This is a genomic window from Microvirga sp. HS2 (assembly GCF_055792805.1).
Genome location: NZ_JBVVAJ010000009.1, coordinates 19757 through 34461 on the forward strand (window position 1 = coordinate 19757; position 14705 = coordinate 34461).

The window sequence follows — 14705 nt, forward strand, 5'->3', positions numbered from 1 at the left end:
TTTCCAAGAGTCCAAGAGTTCTGGAGATGCAGACCGTGTCCGAGACCGTGATTCAAGAAGCCCCGCACGCGCCCGGACCCCTTTCGGGAATCCGCGTGCTCGAATTCAGCCACATGGTCATGGGGCCGAGCTGCGGCATGGTTCTGGCAGATCTCGGCGCCGACGTCGTCAAGGTGGAGCCGGGCCCACGCGGCGACAACACCCGGCGTCTGACCGGTCCGGCAGTCGGCTTCTTTCCCACCTTCAACCGCAACAAGCGCAGCATTTGCGTCGACATGAAGCATCCCTCGGGAGCGGCGCTCGTCCGCAAGCTCGCCGAGACCGCCGATGTGATCGTGGAGAACTTCCGCCCCGGCGCCATGGAGAAGCTGGGTTTGGGCTACGCGGCCCTGTCCGAGATCAATCCACGCCTCGTCTATTGCTCGCTCAAGGGCTTCCTGCCGGGCCCCTACGAACACCGCACGGCGCTCGACGAGGTGGTGCAGATGATGGGCGGACTTGCTTACATGACCGGTCCCCCCGGCCGCCCCCTGCGCGCGGGATCCTCGGTCAACGACATCATGGGCGGGATGTTCGGGGCCATCGCCATCCTGGCCGCCCTGAGGGAGCGCGACCAGACCGGCCGCGGCGGTCTGGTTCAATCGGGCCTGTTCGAGACCAACATGGTGCTGATGGCCCAGCACATGGCGCGAGCCGCCATCGACGGCCACGATCCCGAGCCTTTCGGCGATCCGAACATGAAGAAGCCCTGGCCGGTCTACGACATCTTCGATTCCGCCGACGAGAGCGGGCAGGTGTTCGTCGGCGTCGTCACCGACAGCCAGTGGCGCGGATTCTGCGAGGCATTCGGTCTCACGGATCTGCTCACCGATCCAGAGCTGGCGACGATGGCGCAACTGGCGGCGGCGCGGCCCCGGCTGCTGCCACGGGTGGCCGAGGTCTTCCGCACGATGCCCAAGGCGGAGCTGATGGCGCGGTGCGAGGCGCTGGGCGTGCCCTTCGCCCCGATCGCCCGTCCGTCCGACCTGTTCGACGACCCTCATCTGCTGGCCTCGGAGGGGCTGCTGCCGATTGATCTCGCGGCGGCGGAAGGAGCTCCCGGAGGCGCCCCTGCCGCCCATGAAGCAGGCTTGCCGGGGCTCCCGGTCTCCTTGCGCACGGGCCGGCCGGGCCTCAGGCGGCAACCTCCCCGCGCAGGGGAGCACGGGGTCGACATCATGCAGGAGGCAGGTCTCTCCGAAGCCGATATCAAGGCCCTCATGACCCAGGGCGTCGTGACGACCCCCGACTCCCCCTCATCGGCTGCCGCTTGATAACAGGAACCCGCCAGCCCGAAACGGGGCTGGCGGATGGAGAATCGGGTTACGCGCATCCGCCGGCCTCGAGCCGGCACAACAGGGAGGAAGACAATGAACAAGAAACTCTTCACTATTCTCGCAGGAGCCGCTTTCGCAGCTCTCGGCTCCACGGCCGCGAGCGCGGCGGATTTCACGATGCGGCTGTCGCACGTGTTTCCGCCCCAGCACCCGCTCGGCAAGCTCGCCTCGCAATATGCCGATGCGGTCAAGGCCGAAACGAACGGTCGGGTCGAGGTGGAGGTTCTGGGATCGGGACAGGCCTTCGCCGAGCGCGAGTCCTATCCTGCGGTCGCGAAGGGACAGATCGAGGCGACGATCCTCGTATCGGTGCAGTTCTCAGGCATCGTGCCGACCGTCGACGTGCTGTCGATCCCGTTCGTGATGACGGGGGCCGACAGCGCCAAGACGTTCCTCACTTCCGAGGCGCGGGACAAGCTGGACAACGATATCAGGGCCAAACGGGTCGAGCCGGTGGCCTGGCTGTTCCAGACGGACACGTCCGTCTTCACCTCGAACGCCAAGCCCCTCGCCTCCCCAGCCGATCTCGCAGGCCAGAAGATCCGGGGCATCAACCAGATCATCGACGCAGGTCTCGCCAAGAACGGGGCCTCGCCTCTTTCGACGCCGGGCTCGGAAGTCTACCAGGCCCTTCAATCGGGCGTGCTGGATTCAGCCCTGACGGATGTCAGCGCCGCCCTGAGCCGCCGCTACAACGAGGTGCAGAAATACGGCACCGTCGTTCCGCACGTCATCACCGCCTATGGCATCGTGCTCGCGAATCCCGCCTGGGTTGCGAAACTGCCGGCGGATGTCCGCGAGCAGGTGAAGAAGGCCGGCGCCAAGCTCGAGCTGCAAGGAATCGAGATGGGCACGGCCAATGTCCGCGAAGCCATCGACGGCCTCAAAGCCAAAGGCATGAACGTCACCCTCGTCAAGGAAGACGGGATCGGCGAGTGGTCCAAGGCGATGAAGCCGGCCGCGACGGCGGCCTTCGTGGAGCGCACCGGCGAAGGCGGCAAGGCGGTGCTGTCCGCGTTCGATAAGCTCGGCGGCATGTGATGCCCAGGGGCGGCGCTCGGCGCCGCCCCTTTCCTGATCGGGAGACCTTCATGCATTTCCTTGGTCGCGCCATCGACCGGCTTGGCGCGGTGGCAGCAGGCGTCGCAGCGCTTGGCGTGCTCGCCATGGTCGCTCTCATGGCGATTGCGGTGGTGTTCAGGTATGTGATCGGACAGCCGCTCATCTGGGCGGACGAAGCCGTTCGCTACCTTCTCGTGTTCTCCGTTGCCTTGGGATTGGCCGATGTCATGCGGCGCGGCGAGAACATTCGCGTCGACCTTGTTCTGGAGATGGTTCGCCCTCGGACGCGGCAGATCGTCGAAGTCGCCGGTCTCCTGGCCGCGCTGGTCTTTGGCCTCGCGCTCGCTTGGCTCGGCGCTGACATGGTTGCGTTCTCGGCCGATCTCGGGCTGACGACCGCAGGCAAGATCGACATCCCGTCAGCCTGGGTTGAAGCCGCGCTGCCGCTCGGCGGGATTCTTCTGTCGTTGGCCACCCTGATCCGCCTCCTGCGCGTCGTTCGGGGCGAGCCCGTTCAGAGCCCTGGAGGTCACGCACCGGCCGGGAGCGACCGCGAATGAGTCTGATCCTTCTTTTCATTCTTCTTCTGGTCCTGATGACCGGCGTCCCGATCTATGCGGGCCTCGGTCTGACGGCGCTTGCCTTCATCGCGGCGACCTCCGGAAATTTCGGCGGCCTCGCCGACCAGATGTTCGAGAAGCTGTCGAGCTATCTTCTGGTCGCCATCCCGCTCTTCGCCTTCATGGCCAGCGTCATGGTGAGGACGAAGATCGTCGACGATCTCTACGCCTTCCTGAACGCGCTGGTGGGATGGCTCCCCGGCGGGCTCGCGATCGCCACCGTGCTCTGCTGCACGGTCTTTGCCGCGATCTCGGGATCATCGGCCACGACGGCCCTGACCGTCGCGGCGATTGCGGCTCCCCAGATGGCGCGGATGGGATATCCGACGCCGATCACCATGGGCACCATCGCGGCGGGTGGAACGCTCGGTATCCTGATCCCGCCTTCGGGCCCGATGGTGCTCTACTCCCTCGTGACGGATGCCTCGATCAGCGCGCTGTTCATCGCGGGTGTCGTTCCGGGCCTCGCCATGGCCGCCATCTTCTCCCTGTACTGCTTCATCCTAGGACTGGACGGCAAAGCCGTTCCCCGCCCGACCGCTCGTTTCGACATGGGCGAGGTGATCAGGCACGGACGCCGTGCGCTCTGGGCGCTGAGCCTGCCCCCGGTCATTTTCGGCGGGATCTATCTGGGTATCTTCACCGTCACCGAAGCGGCTGCGATCAGCGCCGTGCAGTCGCTCCTGATCGGGTTCCTTGTCTACCGCAATCTCGGCTGGAACGACGTCTTCGAATCCGCCCTGTCGGCGGTGCGGCTCAGCGCGATCCTGTTCATGATCATCGCCGCGGCTGTGATGTTCGGCACGGTGCTCACCCTTCTCCATGTGCCCCAGGAGCTCACGCAATGGGTTACGGCGGCAGGATTCGGGAAGTACGGCTTCCTGGCGGCGGTCGGTCTCCTGCTGTTGATCCTCGGCATGTTTCTGGAGAGTGTCGCGCTGATTCTGATCGTCACCCCGATCGTGATGCCCACCCTCCACGCGCTCGGGATCGACCTTGTGTGGTTCGGCATCCAGTTCGTCATTCTCCTCGAGGTGGCGCAGCTGACGCCGCCCGTCGGCATGAACCTGTTCGTCCTGCGGGCCGTGACCGGAGCGCCGTTCGGAAAGATCGTCGCCGGCTCGATGCCGTTCGTGCTCCTGCTCGTTCTCGGCTGGATCGCCGTGGTCGCGTTCCCGGACCTGGCGCTCTGGCTTCCGACCACGATGCTGGCGCCAAGCCCGTGACAGAGGCAAGAACGACATTCGGACGCGTGGAGCCGGTTTCCGTGATATAGGGCGCGACCGGGAGAGCCTTGAACCAGGGATCGGGAATGACTTGGATTCACGTCGCCGATATTGCGGATCTGGAGAACAAAGACGTTCTCGGCGTCGAGCACGGGGACCTCAGGCTTGCGATCTACAGGCTCGAGGGGCGCTACTACGCGACATCGAACGTGTGCACGCACCAGGCTGCTCTCCTCTCCGAGGGAGAAGTCGTCGAGTGCTATGTCGAGTGTCCGGCCCATTATGGCCTGTTCGACATCCGCACAGGCAAGGCCCAGGGAGCTCCCGTGAGCGTCGATTTGCGCACGTATCCGGTGAAGGTTGAGGGCACCCACATCCTCGTCAAGGTGGACGGCAGGGTGCTTGAGAGCTGACGCCCGCTGGTTCCAGGAGGGGTAGTTTTTAGCGCCCCTCCGGCTGCGCTGGTCTGATCCAGGAGAGGGGGAGCCGCGAGTCGTCCTTGAGGGTGTCGAGGACGACCGCGGAGCGCACGTTCGCGACGCTTTCGTGCGGCAGAAGCTGCTCGTTGACGACGGCCGACAGCGCCTTGAGATCGGGGACCACCAACTTGACCAGGTAATCGGCATCACCCGTGAGGGCGTGGGCCTCCATCACGAATTCGAGGCGGCGCACAAGTTCTCCGAACTTGCGGGCATTGTCGGGATTGTGGGCTGCGAGCGTGACATGGGTGAAAACCGTGACGCCGAGCCCCAGCTTCTCAGGTTCGAGATCCGCCCGGTAGCCTCTCACGATGCCTCGCTCCTCCAGGGCATTCCTCCGGCGGGAACACTGGCTGGCCGAAAGCCCGACCCGTTCCGCAAGCTCCTGATTGGTGAGTCGCCCCTCCTGCTGAAGCGCGGCAAGGATCCTGAGATCAAAGGCATCCAAGGTGACGGAATCGGTCATTCAGACGGGCTTTCCTGCGCAAAGCATGCATGTGAGGCCCGAAATGTAGCCGATTTCTCACGCACTTTGCACCCGGGATATGGTCTGCTTGCGCGACCATAGAGGAGGAAATCATGGGTCCTTATCCGCACGGCGCGCCTGCCCCGCACATCGATGGGAACAACCCGATGGGCACCGACGGTTTCGAGTTCGTCGAATATGCCCATCCTGATCCGGCCGTGCTTCACAAGCTCTTCAAGACCATGGGTTTCGAGCTGGTCGCCCGTCATCGCACGAAGGCCATCAGCCTCTATCGCCAGGGTGACGTGAACTACATCGTCAACGAGGAGCCGGGCACCTACGCGGCGAACTTCGTCGCCGACCATGGACCCTGTGCTCCGTCGATGGCATTCCGCGTCGTCGACGCCAAGGCTGCCTACGAGCGCGCGATCTCGCTCGGCGCCAAGCCAGCGGATACCTCAAAAGGCTCCCTGACGCTTGATGTGCCCGTCATCGAAGGCATCGGCGGAAGCCTGCTCTATTTCGTGGACCGCTACGGCGCGAAGGGCTCGGCTTATGACGGCGAGTTCGAGTGGACCGGTGAGCGCGATCCGCAGCCCGAAGGCGTTGGCCTCTTCTATCTCGATCACCTCACGCACAATGTGCATCGCGGGCGGATGGATGTCTGGGCGGGCTTCTATGAGCGCCTCTTCAATTTCCGGCAGATCCGCTACTTCGACATCGAAGGCAAGATGACGGGGCTGTACTCGAAAGCGCTCACGAGCCCCGATGGCAAGATCCGCATTCCGATCAACGAAGACGCGGGCGATTCCGGTCAGATCGAGGAGTACCTCAAGGAGTACAAGGGCGAAGGCATCCAGCACATCGCCTGCGGCTGCAAGGATATCTACAGCGCCATTGAGAAGCTGCGCGCCGATGGGCTGGCCTTCATGCCCTCCCCGCCCGGCGTGTACTACAAGCGCGTCGACAAGCGCGTTCCCGGCCATGGCGAAGACTTGGAGCGCCTGGAGCGCAACGGCATCCTGATCGACGGCGAAGGCGTCGTGGAGGGCGGCTACACGAAGGTGCTGCTGCAGCTCTTCTCGGCCAACGCCATCGGGCCGATCTTCTTCGAATTCATCCAGCGCAAGGGTGACGACGGCTTCGGCGAAGGCAATTTCAGGGCGCTCTTCGAGTCCATCGAAGAGGATCAGATCCGCCGCGGAGTTCTCAAGGCTCCCGCCGCCGCAGCCGAGTGATCCGGCCCGAAAGGGAACATAATCCGGAATCCTCGACAGGTGTGATCGCATTCAAGCGAGTATGAAAGTGAGTTGCGTTGACGGGTTGGCACGACCAGGCCTGTCAACGACAGCATCATCGCTTTCCACCTCCGTCCATCGCTCATCCGCGATGCATTTTGGGCTGGAGCGGTAAAGGAGCCGTCCAGGTCCAAACGCCCGTCGGGGGCGGGTCAGAAGCGCAGGTTCAGGCCGAGGGGATGATCCAGCCGTCGTTCCTGAACCGCTAGAGCATTTTTCGGCGAAGTGGATCCGGTTCGCCGAAAAAATGCGGCATACCAAAGAGAAGAGCTGATTCCACGTAAGGGGAAACAGCGCTAGCGGGCCTCATTCCCGGCCCTCGGAGAAGACTGGTCCCGTTACGCCCGGACGCCTCGGCGGAGCGGAGCCGTCGGGGGATCTCAGGATTTGCATAATCCGTCTAGGTCTGGAACCATGGACAGAGGAACGGAGGATCTAGATGGACATGCAACATGTTCGGCTCAGTCATTTGTCCCATGGCGGCGGCTGCGGCTGCAAATTGGCGCCGGCGGTCCTCCAGCAGCTTCTCTCCGAACAGCCGCTCGCAGGGCCGTTCCGGGAGCTCCTGGTCGGCACCGAGACCGCGGACGATGCGGCCGTCTGGCAATTGAACGACGAGACCTGCATCATCGCGACCACGGACTTCTTCATGCCGATGGTGGACGATCCGTTCGATTTCGGGCGCATTGCGGCGACCAACGCCATTTCGGACGTCTATGCGATGGGCGGCCGCCCCATCATGGCGCTGGCGATCCTCGGCATGCCGCTGGGCAAGATTGCACCCGCGACCGTCCGGGAGATTCTCAGGGGCGGTGCAGCGATTTGCGCCGAGGCCGGCATCCCGGTGGCGGGTGGCCATTCCATCGACTGCCCCGAGCCGGTCTACGGTCTTGCGGTGATCGGAACGGCGAAGCCCGGTGAGATTCGCCGCAACAGCGGTGCGCAAGCGGGGGATGCGCTGATCCTGACGAAGGCCCTCGGCGTCGGGATCTATTCGGCCGCCTTCAAGAAAGACGCGCTTTCCGCCGACGCGTACGCGGACATGATACGCTCGGTCACTCTTCTGAACAAAATCGGCGCCGAACTCGCCCAGGATCCCGATGTCCATGCCGTCACGGACGTGACCGGCTTCGGCATTCTCGGCCACGGCCTCGAAATGGCCCGCGGGTCCGAGTTGACCCTGATGATCGACCGCTCCCGCCTGCCCCTGTTCCCGGAAGCGGAAGCGCTTGCCCGGAGCGGCTACGTCACGGGCGCCTCCACCCGCAACTGGGACAGTTACGGGGATGGTGTCCTGCTGCCCGACGGCCTTGAGCTCTGGCAACGGCAGCTTCTCACGGATCCACAGACGTCGGGCGGCCTCCTCGTCGCCTGCGCGCCGGACAAGGCGGAACACATCCTCGGGCGTATCGTCGAGGCCGGCTACCCATGCGCCCGGATCGTCGGTCGGGCAGAGGCCGGTCCTCCGCAGATCAGGGTGATTTAGGAAACGTCCGGAACCTGCCGCATTCCACCACGTTGCTCCGAAAGCTTGGCGCATCGCGCGGACCTGGATTCCGCCGACAACGATGACCGGCATCAGGAATGGGCATTGGGTCGATCCGATGCTCTAGAGCATCGTGCGGAAAAGTGGATCCGGTTTTCCGCCCGGACGATGCTCTTGTTTAAGGAGAAAGCATCGGATCTGCCCCAAAAGTGCAAATCCACTTTTGGGTCCGATGCTTTAGCCGAGAGGAGCTCGAAGTGATGCGTGCCCCTGTGATCCTTGTCGCCGCAGTCATCGGCCTGTCGACGCCCTGCTGGGCGCAACCGGCGGCACAGCCCCCTTGCCCGCAGGAGCCCGCGACCACCGCTGCCACGCCGCCCGACCCGAACAATCAGGCCTCCGGCACCTCGCCGGGAACGGCGGGATCGTCGGGATGGACGGGAGGCCTCGGCGGCTCCTATATCGGCACGACTCCAAAGGGACCCACGCCGCAATCGCCATCGGAGCATCCCGCCACGGCGAGCGGTCTCGATCCGATGAAAAGCGCTGCCGCGCCGAACCCGACCGATTCATCCCGCGGCTGCGGGCCGTCCCGTTGACCGCATCGCGGCCGGGCGGTCACCCCTGACCTTGAGACTGGCCGACCTGTGATGATGGCGGAAGAGAGTGGGAGTCGAACCCACCTAGGACCGGCTCGCAGCCCCACCCGGATTTGAAGTCCGGACGCCCCACCGGGGACGATTCTCCTCCCTGAACCTTCTCCTGCGGCTGCCGGAAAAGATCGAGCCGATGTGGATTGATGCGACGAAGATCGCCTCGGCGCAAGGTTACGCCGTGACGGTCGAAGAATTCGAGGATCTGGATGGCGACCTTGCGGCCATTCAGAACGCAGTCACGGAATTGCGCCGCCGTGAACTGTCCGCCGCTCGCACCTGCAGCGAGCCTCTGGATGATGTTGACCATTTCAGAAACGGTCTCGCGCAGGAAGAAGTGATCATGCGCAACTTCGTCGAGGCGGCCGAGGCGGCTGAGCAATTTGCACAGAGCACGGATCTCGTCCTCCGGCACATCCAGAAGGCCGGCGATGTCCCGCACACGGGGCGGACGAAAGCGCTCCTCGCCGGACAAAAGCGGCCGCACGATCTCCCATAAATGCTCCTCATCCGCATCGAGGCGCACTTCATGGTCCGGCAGGCGGATCCAGGCACCGTCGATCTTGATCCGGCCCGCAGCGACAAGGGCCTGGAGCGCGGCCCGAAATCCCGCGATCGGAAGACGCGGTTCGCTTTGGAGGCGGAGCTTCTCGAGTCCCATGCCCTGCAGGTCCGGATTTGCGGCATGGAACGCCGCGAGAGTCTCGAGGATGCCGCCTTCGAACGCCTGCCATCGTTCCCGCTCAAGGGCGAGCGTTGACGGGCCGGCAGGCAGACGGACCAGGCCGAGCCGATCGGCGATGTCCATCACAGCGGAAGGAGCGATCGCCCTGTCTCGGGCGAAGCTCGCCAGATCGACGACATGCGGATGCACTGACGCGAGACCTGCCATGGCGGCGGCTGGATCCTCCTGTGCGTGGGCATGAAGTTGCGCATGGCGCACGGCTCCGCGCCTGTGGCGGGCAGGGGCTCGCAGATCGACGAAGACACCGCCTCCGATGGTCCGTTGTGCCGACGTGTCGCGCAGAACAAAACGATCATGGGCCGCAGCCGCGATCGGGCGGTCGAGGACAAGCTGGACGAAGGCTCCGTGCCCTGGGGACAATGGCTCGTCCTCGAGCAGGACGATCCGTGCGCCCACCTCTGTTGCCGCATGATGCAGGCGGACCGGATGCCATTGGCCGACCGGCTTCCTTTCGGCTTCGAGAATACGAAGGTGAGCATCGATCCTGTCGGTCGGCGCATGCAGCGTCGGTGCGAGCACCACATCGCCGCGGCTGACCGCATCCTTGGAGATGCCGTCCCCGACCAGGTTCAAAGCGCAACGCTCGCCCGCCACACCCTGCTCCGACGGACGGTTCTGGGAATGAAGGGAGCGAACCCGCGCGGCACGTCCGGCAGGGCTGACGACAACCTGATCGCCGACAGAAACCGAACCGGATAAGATCGTCCCCGTGACCACCGTCCCGGCGCCCGCAAGAGTGAAGCTGCGGTCGACGGAGAGGCGGAACAGGCCTGCCGCGTTGCGCTGCCGAAGAGCGCTCGCAGCCCTCAAGTGCTCCTTCAGAGCCGCGAGTCCCTCCCCCGTGACGACGGAGACAGGGATGATCGGATGGTCGGCCAGCGTCGTGCCAGCCAGAACGTCACGGATCTGCTCGGAGGCCTCCATGCGCCGCCTGTCGTCTGCCAGATCGGCCTTGCTGAGGACGATGACGCCATGATCGATCCCGAGAAGGTCGATAATAGCGAGATGCTCGAGGGTCTGCGGCTTCACCGCATCGTCCGCCGCCACCACGAGCATGACGAAATCGATGCCGGTCGCGCCCGCGACCATGGTGTGGACGAAGCGCTCATGTCCCGGGACGTCCACGAAGCCGATCACGTCGCCGTTGTCCTGCGGCCAGTAGGCGAAGCCGAGATCGACCGTGATGCCGCGCGCCTTCTCTTCCTTCAGGCGATCCCCATCAATGCCTGTCAGCGCTTTGACGAGGGCGGTCTTGCCATGGTCGATGTGCCCGGCCGTGCCTATGATCATCGGGTGTTTCCACGCGGGAAAGACGCCAGATTCTGCCGGAACAGGGCTTCGTCCTCCAGACACCGGAGATCGAACTGGAGCGCTCCGTCGGCCACGCGCCCGATCACGGGCCAAGGCAGATCTCTAAAAGCGGCGCACAACGCCTCGACCGCGCGCCCCCCTCCCCGAGGTCTCAAGGAAAGCGAGTAGCTCGGGATCGTATCGAGCGGGAGCGCCCCCGAGCCGATCTGGCTTCGGCATGGCGCGACTTCGACAGTCACATCGGCTCCGAGGACGCCGGCCACAACAGGCGCAAGTCGCTCGGCCTGCTGCCGGATGTGGTCCACAGGCCGCGTCAGGAAACGCATGGTGGGAAGCCGCTCGGCGAGCCGGTCGGGATCGCGATAGAGCTTCAAGGTCGCCTCGCAGGCCGCGAGCCGCATTTTGTCGACCCGCAGCGCGCGCTTCATGGGGTTGCGGTTGATGGCAGCGATGAGATCCTTGCGCCCGACGATGAAGCCCGCCTGCGGCCCGCCAAGGAGCTTGTCGCCGGAGAAGGTCACGAGATCCGCCCCCTCCTCGACGGCCTCGCGGACCGTAGGTTCCTTCCTCAGTCCGTAGCGGGAGAGATCGATGAGCGTTCCCGAACCGAGATCGTTGACGAGCGGCACATTGTGCTGACGCGCGATCGACGCGAGATCGCGGGCACCAACCTCGGCCGTAAAACCTTCGACGCGGTAGTTCGAGGTATGGACCTTCAAGATCAGTCCGGTTTCGGGTCCCAGCGCATTCGCATAATCGCGCGGATGAGTGCGGTTCGTCGTTCCGATTTCGCGCAGGCGCGCCCCGGCCCTCGACATGATCTCGGGCATACGAAACGCGCCGCCGATCTCGATGAGCTCTCCGCGAGAGACGATCGCTTCCTTGCCCTGAGAGAGCGTATTGAGGACGAGAAGAACCGCGGCCGCATTGTTGTTGACGAGAGTCGCCTCTTCCGCCCCCGTCAATTCGCAGACGAGGGCGCGGACATGGTCGTCCCGCTCCCCTCGCTTGCCGCTGGCGAGATCGAATTCGAGGGATACAGCTTGTCGCATGGCGGCCGTCGCAGCCTCCACGGCTGCCTCCGCGAGAATCGCGCGGCCGAGATTCGTGTGCAGCACGGTGCCGGTCAGGTTGAACAGCGGCTTCAGCCGGGTACCTGCCCGCGCATCGAGGCGGGACAGAATGGAGGCGACGATGGCCCCATCGTCCAGTTTGTCCCCGGACGCCGCCTCCTCGCGCAAGGCCGCGAGAGTCTCACGAATACTCTGTGTGACCTCGAGACGGCCGTGCTTCTGCAAGAGACTGGCCAGGTCGGGATGGCGCAACAGCCGATCGACGGAAGGAAGATTGCGCAGGGGCGACAGGACCGCTCCAGCCATGCCTAAACACCCAGCAGGAATGGATTGAAGCTGCCACGGCGATACTCGCCGTCCTTCATGAGAAGGTCGAGACCAAGGCTCGCAATGTCGTCCGCGACCGGATCCAGGGCGGCATCCTTCTGCTGGTGAAGAATTTTGACGTAGCCCCGGCAATTGTCGCAGCACTCGGCCTTGATGGTCCCCGGTCCGCCTTCGATCTCCTGATAGCCGATCCCTTTTCCTGAGCTGCACAGCACGCATTTCACGCGAACGACGTTCCAGAGCGTGCCGCACAGGGAACAGGAGCAGTAGCGCGTGCCTTCGGCGTCCATCCAGCCGACAACGAGAGAGGCAACCGGGGGGCCGCCGCAGCACGGGCACACACCGTCGCTGATCCTGACGAGTTTGCTCTGATCGAGCTTCGAGGCCAGCCGGGCGAAATGGACCTGCAATCCTGCCGCCACGTACACATGCTCGGCAATGGCGTCGACCGGAATGGCATCCGCGAGGACGCCCTGGATGATGGCGCGTGTCTCATCGGAGGTGGCGGCTCTCACCCGCTCCAGCGCCGTCTGTGCTTCAGCCGGCTTGGATAAGGGCCCGACCGCATCGAACAGACGGTTCAAGGTCTCAAGCAGGGTATCGTCCAATTCGACCCTGTTCCGGTCGAGAGGCGGCATCCCGAAGTCGCGGGCATTGTCGAGCGCGTCCGGAGGCGGTAGGTCAGGCTCGGGGAGGCCGTCTTGGATGGCGTCCTGAGCCGCGGCGAGACCCGCAACGAACCGCAGATAGGGCGAAAGCTCGCTCGTCTGCGCCAGAAATTCGAGCCGCGCTCGACGGGTCTCGAAGAGTTTGCGCGGATCGGGCAGCCGGACGAAGGGAGGGGCCGGAACACGGCCGATGGACGCTGGATTGGGCTCAACCGAACTGGAATGTGTCATGCAACCTCACGAACCGCACGGGTCACGTGTCATGGGAGCCGCTATTCGGCGGGCGTCTGCGGCTTCTTGAATCTATGGCGCTCCGCAAGTTCCTTCAACCAGAGGCGGTGGTGCTTCCAGGCCCAGCCTCCCGTCACCGAACCCCGCGTCATGGCGCGGAGCGTTCCCCGCGCCCAAATCACCGCATAGACGTGGGCGATCCAGATGCAGATCAGTGCGACGGCGGCGAGCGAATGAATGAGGACGGCGACCCGCTTCTGCGGAATGGTGGTCCAATCGTAGAAGTATTGATCCCAGATCGCGAGCCCGGTCAGGATCAAGGCGATGATGAGGAGAGACATGGCCCAGAAATTGAACTTCTGGATCGGATTGTACCTCCCGACTTCCGGCACCTTCTCCTCGTGCCCGGCAATCATGTCGTTGGCATGCGCAAGCCATGCCCTGTCGGACTTCTCCGGCAGGTTGGCGCGCCAGAAGCGAATGAAGAGGCCTGCGAAACTGAAGAACAGAACGACGCCGATCCAGGGGTGGATGGCACGAGCGTTTTGCCCCCCTCCGAAGAGATCCGTCAGGAAGAACAGGGAGGGATGAAAGAAGGCGAGCCCGGACAGGGCGAGGAGGATGAGCGATATCGCCGTGATCCAGTGATTGGCTCGCGCCCCCGGATTATACCGGTCGACGACGAGCGGCTTGCCAGGATGGATCGCATCTTCCTTCTCGATGCTCGTCGCCATCAGGTCTTCTCCTTCACGAGGTCCTCGGCCTTCTCCTCATCCTCCCGCGTGACGCGATTGGGGCTGACAAGGGCCGAATGGAGAACGCCCGCCGCGGCTGCGAGGCCCATGGCTGCGAAGCCGAAATACTTGGCCATACCCTTCCAGGCATTCACGACGGGGCTGACCTTCGGATCCTTCGGCAGGCCCGAGTAGATCTCGGGCTGGTCGTTGTGATGCAGAACGTACATGACATGCGTTCCGCCGACGCCGGGCGGGTCATAAAGGCCGGCCTGCTCGTAGCCCCTGGACTTGAGATCCTTGATCCGGCTGTCGGCCAGCTTCTTCATGTCCTCCTTGGTGCCGAAGGTGATCGCGTGTGTCGGACAGGCCTTCGCGCAGGCCGGCCCCTGCCCCACCGCCACGCGGTCGGAGCAGAGCGTACACTTATATGCGGTATGATCGACCTTCGAGATCCGCGGAATATTGAACGGACAGCCCTTGATGCAATAGCCGCAGCCGATGCAGTTCTCGTGGACGAAATCCACGATGCCGTTGGAATACTGCACGATGGCCCCGGGCGCGGGGCAGGCCTTCAGGCAGCCCGGATCCTCGCAATGCATGCATCCGTCCTTGCGGATCAGCCATTCGAGATTGCCCGTTTGCGGATTGTCCCATTCGGTGAACCGCATCAGGGTGAACATGTCGGGCGTCAGATCGTGCGGGTTCTCGTAGACGCCCGTATTGGTCTCGATGGCCGGATGGGTGTCGTTCCACTCGATGCAGGCCGACTGGCAGGCCTTGCAGCCGATGCATTTCGACACGTCGATGAGTTTCGCAACCGGCTCCAGTTGACGAGCCGGCGGCGGAATGGTCGAAGCGGAGCGGCGAACGAGATCCCGCTCCGTCAGATTGGAGGTGGTAGCTGTGACCGGAGGATTGCTGGTTGCGGTATGGGGACTAGGGTCCAT

At 64.1% G+C, this 14705-nt stretch carries 13 protein-coding genes, 1 tRNA gene and 1 pseudogene; 8 read left to right on the forward strand and 7 right to left on the reverse strand.

Features of this window, described 5'->3' with window-relative positions:
- Positions 1-35 precede the first annotated feature (35 nt).
- The 5 genes from ACS5Q0_RS10350 to ACS5Q0_RS10370 all read left to right on the forward strand — a co-directional run bounded on the left by ACS5Q0_RS10350 (position 36) and on the right by ACS5Q0_RS10370 (position 4697).
- Entirely contained in the window at positions 36-1313 is a 1278-nt protein-coding gene (locus ACS5Q0_RS10350) for a CaiB/BaiF CoA transferase family protein (RefSeq protein ID WP_473126545.1), read from the forward strand.
- A gap of 96 nt (positions 1314-1409) precedes the next feature.
- Complete coding sequence (gene dctP / locus ACS5Q0_RS10355; protein WP_473126546.1) at positions 1410-2417, forward strand: TRAP transporter substrate-binding protein DctP; 1008 nt, start codon at positions 1410-1412, stop codon at positions 2415-2417.
- 50 nt (positions 2418-2467) lie between these two features.
- Positions 2468-2998 (forward strand): TRAP transporter small permease, encoded by a 531-nt coding sequence (locus ACS5Q0_RS10360; protein ID WP_473126547.1) that lies wholly within the window; start codon positions 2468-2470, stop codon positions 2996-2998.
- Positions 2995-4284, forward strand: coding sequence for a TRAP transporter large permease (locus tag ACS5Q0_RS10365; RefSeq protein WP_473126548.1), 1290 nt, complete (start codon positions 2995-2997; stop codon positions 4282-4284). Before ACS5Q0_RS10360 ends, ACS5Q0_RS10365 begins: the two co-directional genes overlap by 4 nt.
- Before the next feature lie 86 nt (positions 4285-4370).
- Entirely contained in the window at positions 4371-4697 is a 327-nt protein-coding gene (locus ACS5Q0_RS10370) for a non-heme iron oxygenase ferredoxin subunit (protein ID WP_473126549.1), read from the forward strand.
- A 28-nt stretch (positions 4698-4725) separates the two neighbouring features.
- On the opposite strand, the gene ACS5Q0_RS10375 is transcribed toward ACS5Q0_RS10370, so the two are convergent.
- Positions 4726-5229, reverse strand: coding sequence for an Lrp/AsnC family transcriptional regulator (locus ACS5Q0_RS10375; RefSeq protein WP_473126550.1), 504 nt, complete (start codon positions 5227-5229; stop codon positions 4726-4728).
- A gap of 113 nt (positions 5230-5342) precedes the next feature.
- On the opposite strand from ACS5Q0_RS10375, the gene hppD reads away from it, so the two are divergent.
- The 3 genes from hppD to ACS5Q0_RS10390 all read left to right on the forward strand — a co-directional run bounded on the left by hppD (position 5343) and on the right by ACS5Q0_RS10390 (position 8612).
- Complete coding sequence (hppD, locus tag ACS5Q0_RS10380) at positions 5343-6467, forward strand: 4-hydroxyphenylpyruvate dioxygenase (RefSeq protein WP_473126551.1); 1125 nt, start codon at positions 5343-5345, stop codon at positions 6465-6467.
- Between the two features lie 499 nt (positions 6468-6966).
- A complete protein-coding gene (gene selD / locus ACS5Q0_RS10385) occupies positions 6967-8013 on the forward strand; it encodes a selenide, water dikinase SelD (protein WP_473126552.1) in 1047 nt (348 codons plus the stop codon).
- A gap of 260 nt (positions 8014-8273) precedes the next feature.
- Entirely contained in the window at positions 8274-8612 is a 339-nt protein-coding gene (locus tag ACS5Q0_RS10390) for a hypothetical protein (protein WP_473126553.1), read from the forward strand.
- Positions 8613-8667: 55 nt separating this feature from the next.
- Here the strand turns inward: ACS5Q0_RS10390 and ACS5Q0_RS10395 are convergent.
- From ACS5Q0_RS10395 to fdxH, 6 genes and pseudogenes are all read right to left on the reverse strand, one after another.
- Positions 8668-8763 (reverse strand) — tRNA-Sec (locus ACS5Q0_RS10395).
- Positions 8764-8871: 108 nt separating this feature from the next.
- A pseudogene (selB, locus tag ACS5Q0_RS10400) lies at positions 8872-10701 on the reverse strand (selenocysteine-specific translation elongation factor); the annotation flags it as partial.
- Entirely contained in the window at positions 10698-12101 is a 1404-nt protein-coding gene (selA, locus tag ACS5Q0_RS10405; protein WP_473126554.1) for an L-seryl-tRNA(Sec) selenium transferase, read from the reverse strand. The pseudogene selB and the gene selA, both read right to left, overlap by 4 nt.
- 2 nt (positions 12102-12103) lie before the next feature.
- Complete coding sequence (gene fdhE, locus ACS5Q0_RS10410) at positions 12104-13021, reverse strand: formate dehydrogenase accessory protein FdhE (protein ID WP_473126555.1); 918 nt, start codon at positions 13019-13021, stop codon at positions 12104-12106.
- 41 nt (positions 13022-13062) lie between these two features.
- On the reverse strand, positions 13063-13755 hold the full coding sequence (locus tag ACS5Q0_RS10415) for a formate dehydrogenase subunit gamma (RefSeq protein WP_473126556.1): 693 nt from the start codon (positions 13753-13755) through the stop codon (positions 13063-13065).
- Positions 13755-14705 carry a formate dehydrogenase subunit beta gene (gene fdxH / locus ACS5Q0_RS10420; RefSeq protein WP_473126557.1) on the reverse strand — a complete coding sequence of 317 codons (951 nt, stop codon included), beginning with the start codon at positions 14703-14705 and terminating at the stop codon, positions 13755-13757. Before fdxH ends, ACS5Q0_RS10415 begins: the two co-directional genes overlap by 1 nt.

Bases quoted from the DNA above. Each gene is read 5' to 3' on its own strand.
- ACS5Q0_RS10390 (WP_473126553.1), top strand. From the start codon at position 8,274: ATGCGTGCCCCTGTGATCCTTGTCGCCGCAGTCATCGGCCTGTCGACG.
- ACS5Q0_RS10370 (WP_473126549.1), top strand. From the start codon at position 4,371: ATGACTTGGATTCACGTCGCCGATATTGCGGATCTGGAGAACAAAGAC.
- ACS5Q0_RS10365 (WP_473126548.1), top strand. From the start codon at position 2,995: ATGAGTCTGATCCTTCTTTTCATTCTTCTTCTGGTCCTGATGACCGGC.
- selA (WP_473126554.1), bottom strand. From the start codon at position 12,101: ATGGCTGGAGCGGTCCTGTCGCCCCTGCGCAATCTTCCTTCCGTCGAT.
- hppD (WP_473126551.1), top strand. From the start codon at position 5,343: ATGGGTCCTTATCCGCACGGCGCGCCTGCCCCGCACATCGATGGGAAC.
- ACS5Q0_RS10360 (WP_473126547.1), top strand. From the start codon at position 2,468: ATGCATTTCCTTGGTCGCGCCATCGACCGGCTTGGCGCGGTGGCAGCA.
- dctP (WP_473126546.1), top strand. From the start codon at position 1,410: ATGAACAAGAAACTCTTCACTATTCTCGCAGGAGCCGCTTTCGCAGCT.
- ACS5Q0_RS10375 (WP_473126550.1), bottom strand. From the start codon at position 5,229: ATGACCGATTCCGTCACCTTGGATGCCTTTGATCTCAGGATCCTTGCC.
- fdxH (WP_473126557.1), bottom strand. From the start codon at position 14,705: ATGGACCCTAGTCCCCATACCGCAACCAGCAATCCTCCGGTCACAGCT.
- selD (WP_473126552.1), top strand. From the start codon at position 6,967: ATGGACATGCAACATGTTCGGCTCAGTCATTTGTCCCATGGCGGCGGC.
- fdhE (WP_473126555.1), bottom strand. From the start codon at position 13,021: ATGACACATTCCAGTTCGGTTGAGCCCAATCCAGCGTCCATCGGCCGT.
- ACS5Q0_RS10415 (WP_473126556.1), bottom strand. From the start codon at position 13,755: ATGGCGACGAGCATCGAGAAGGAAGATGCGATCCATCCTGGCAAGCCG.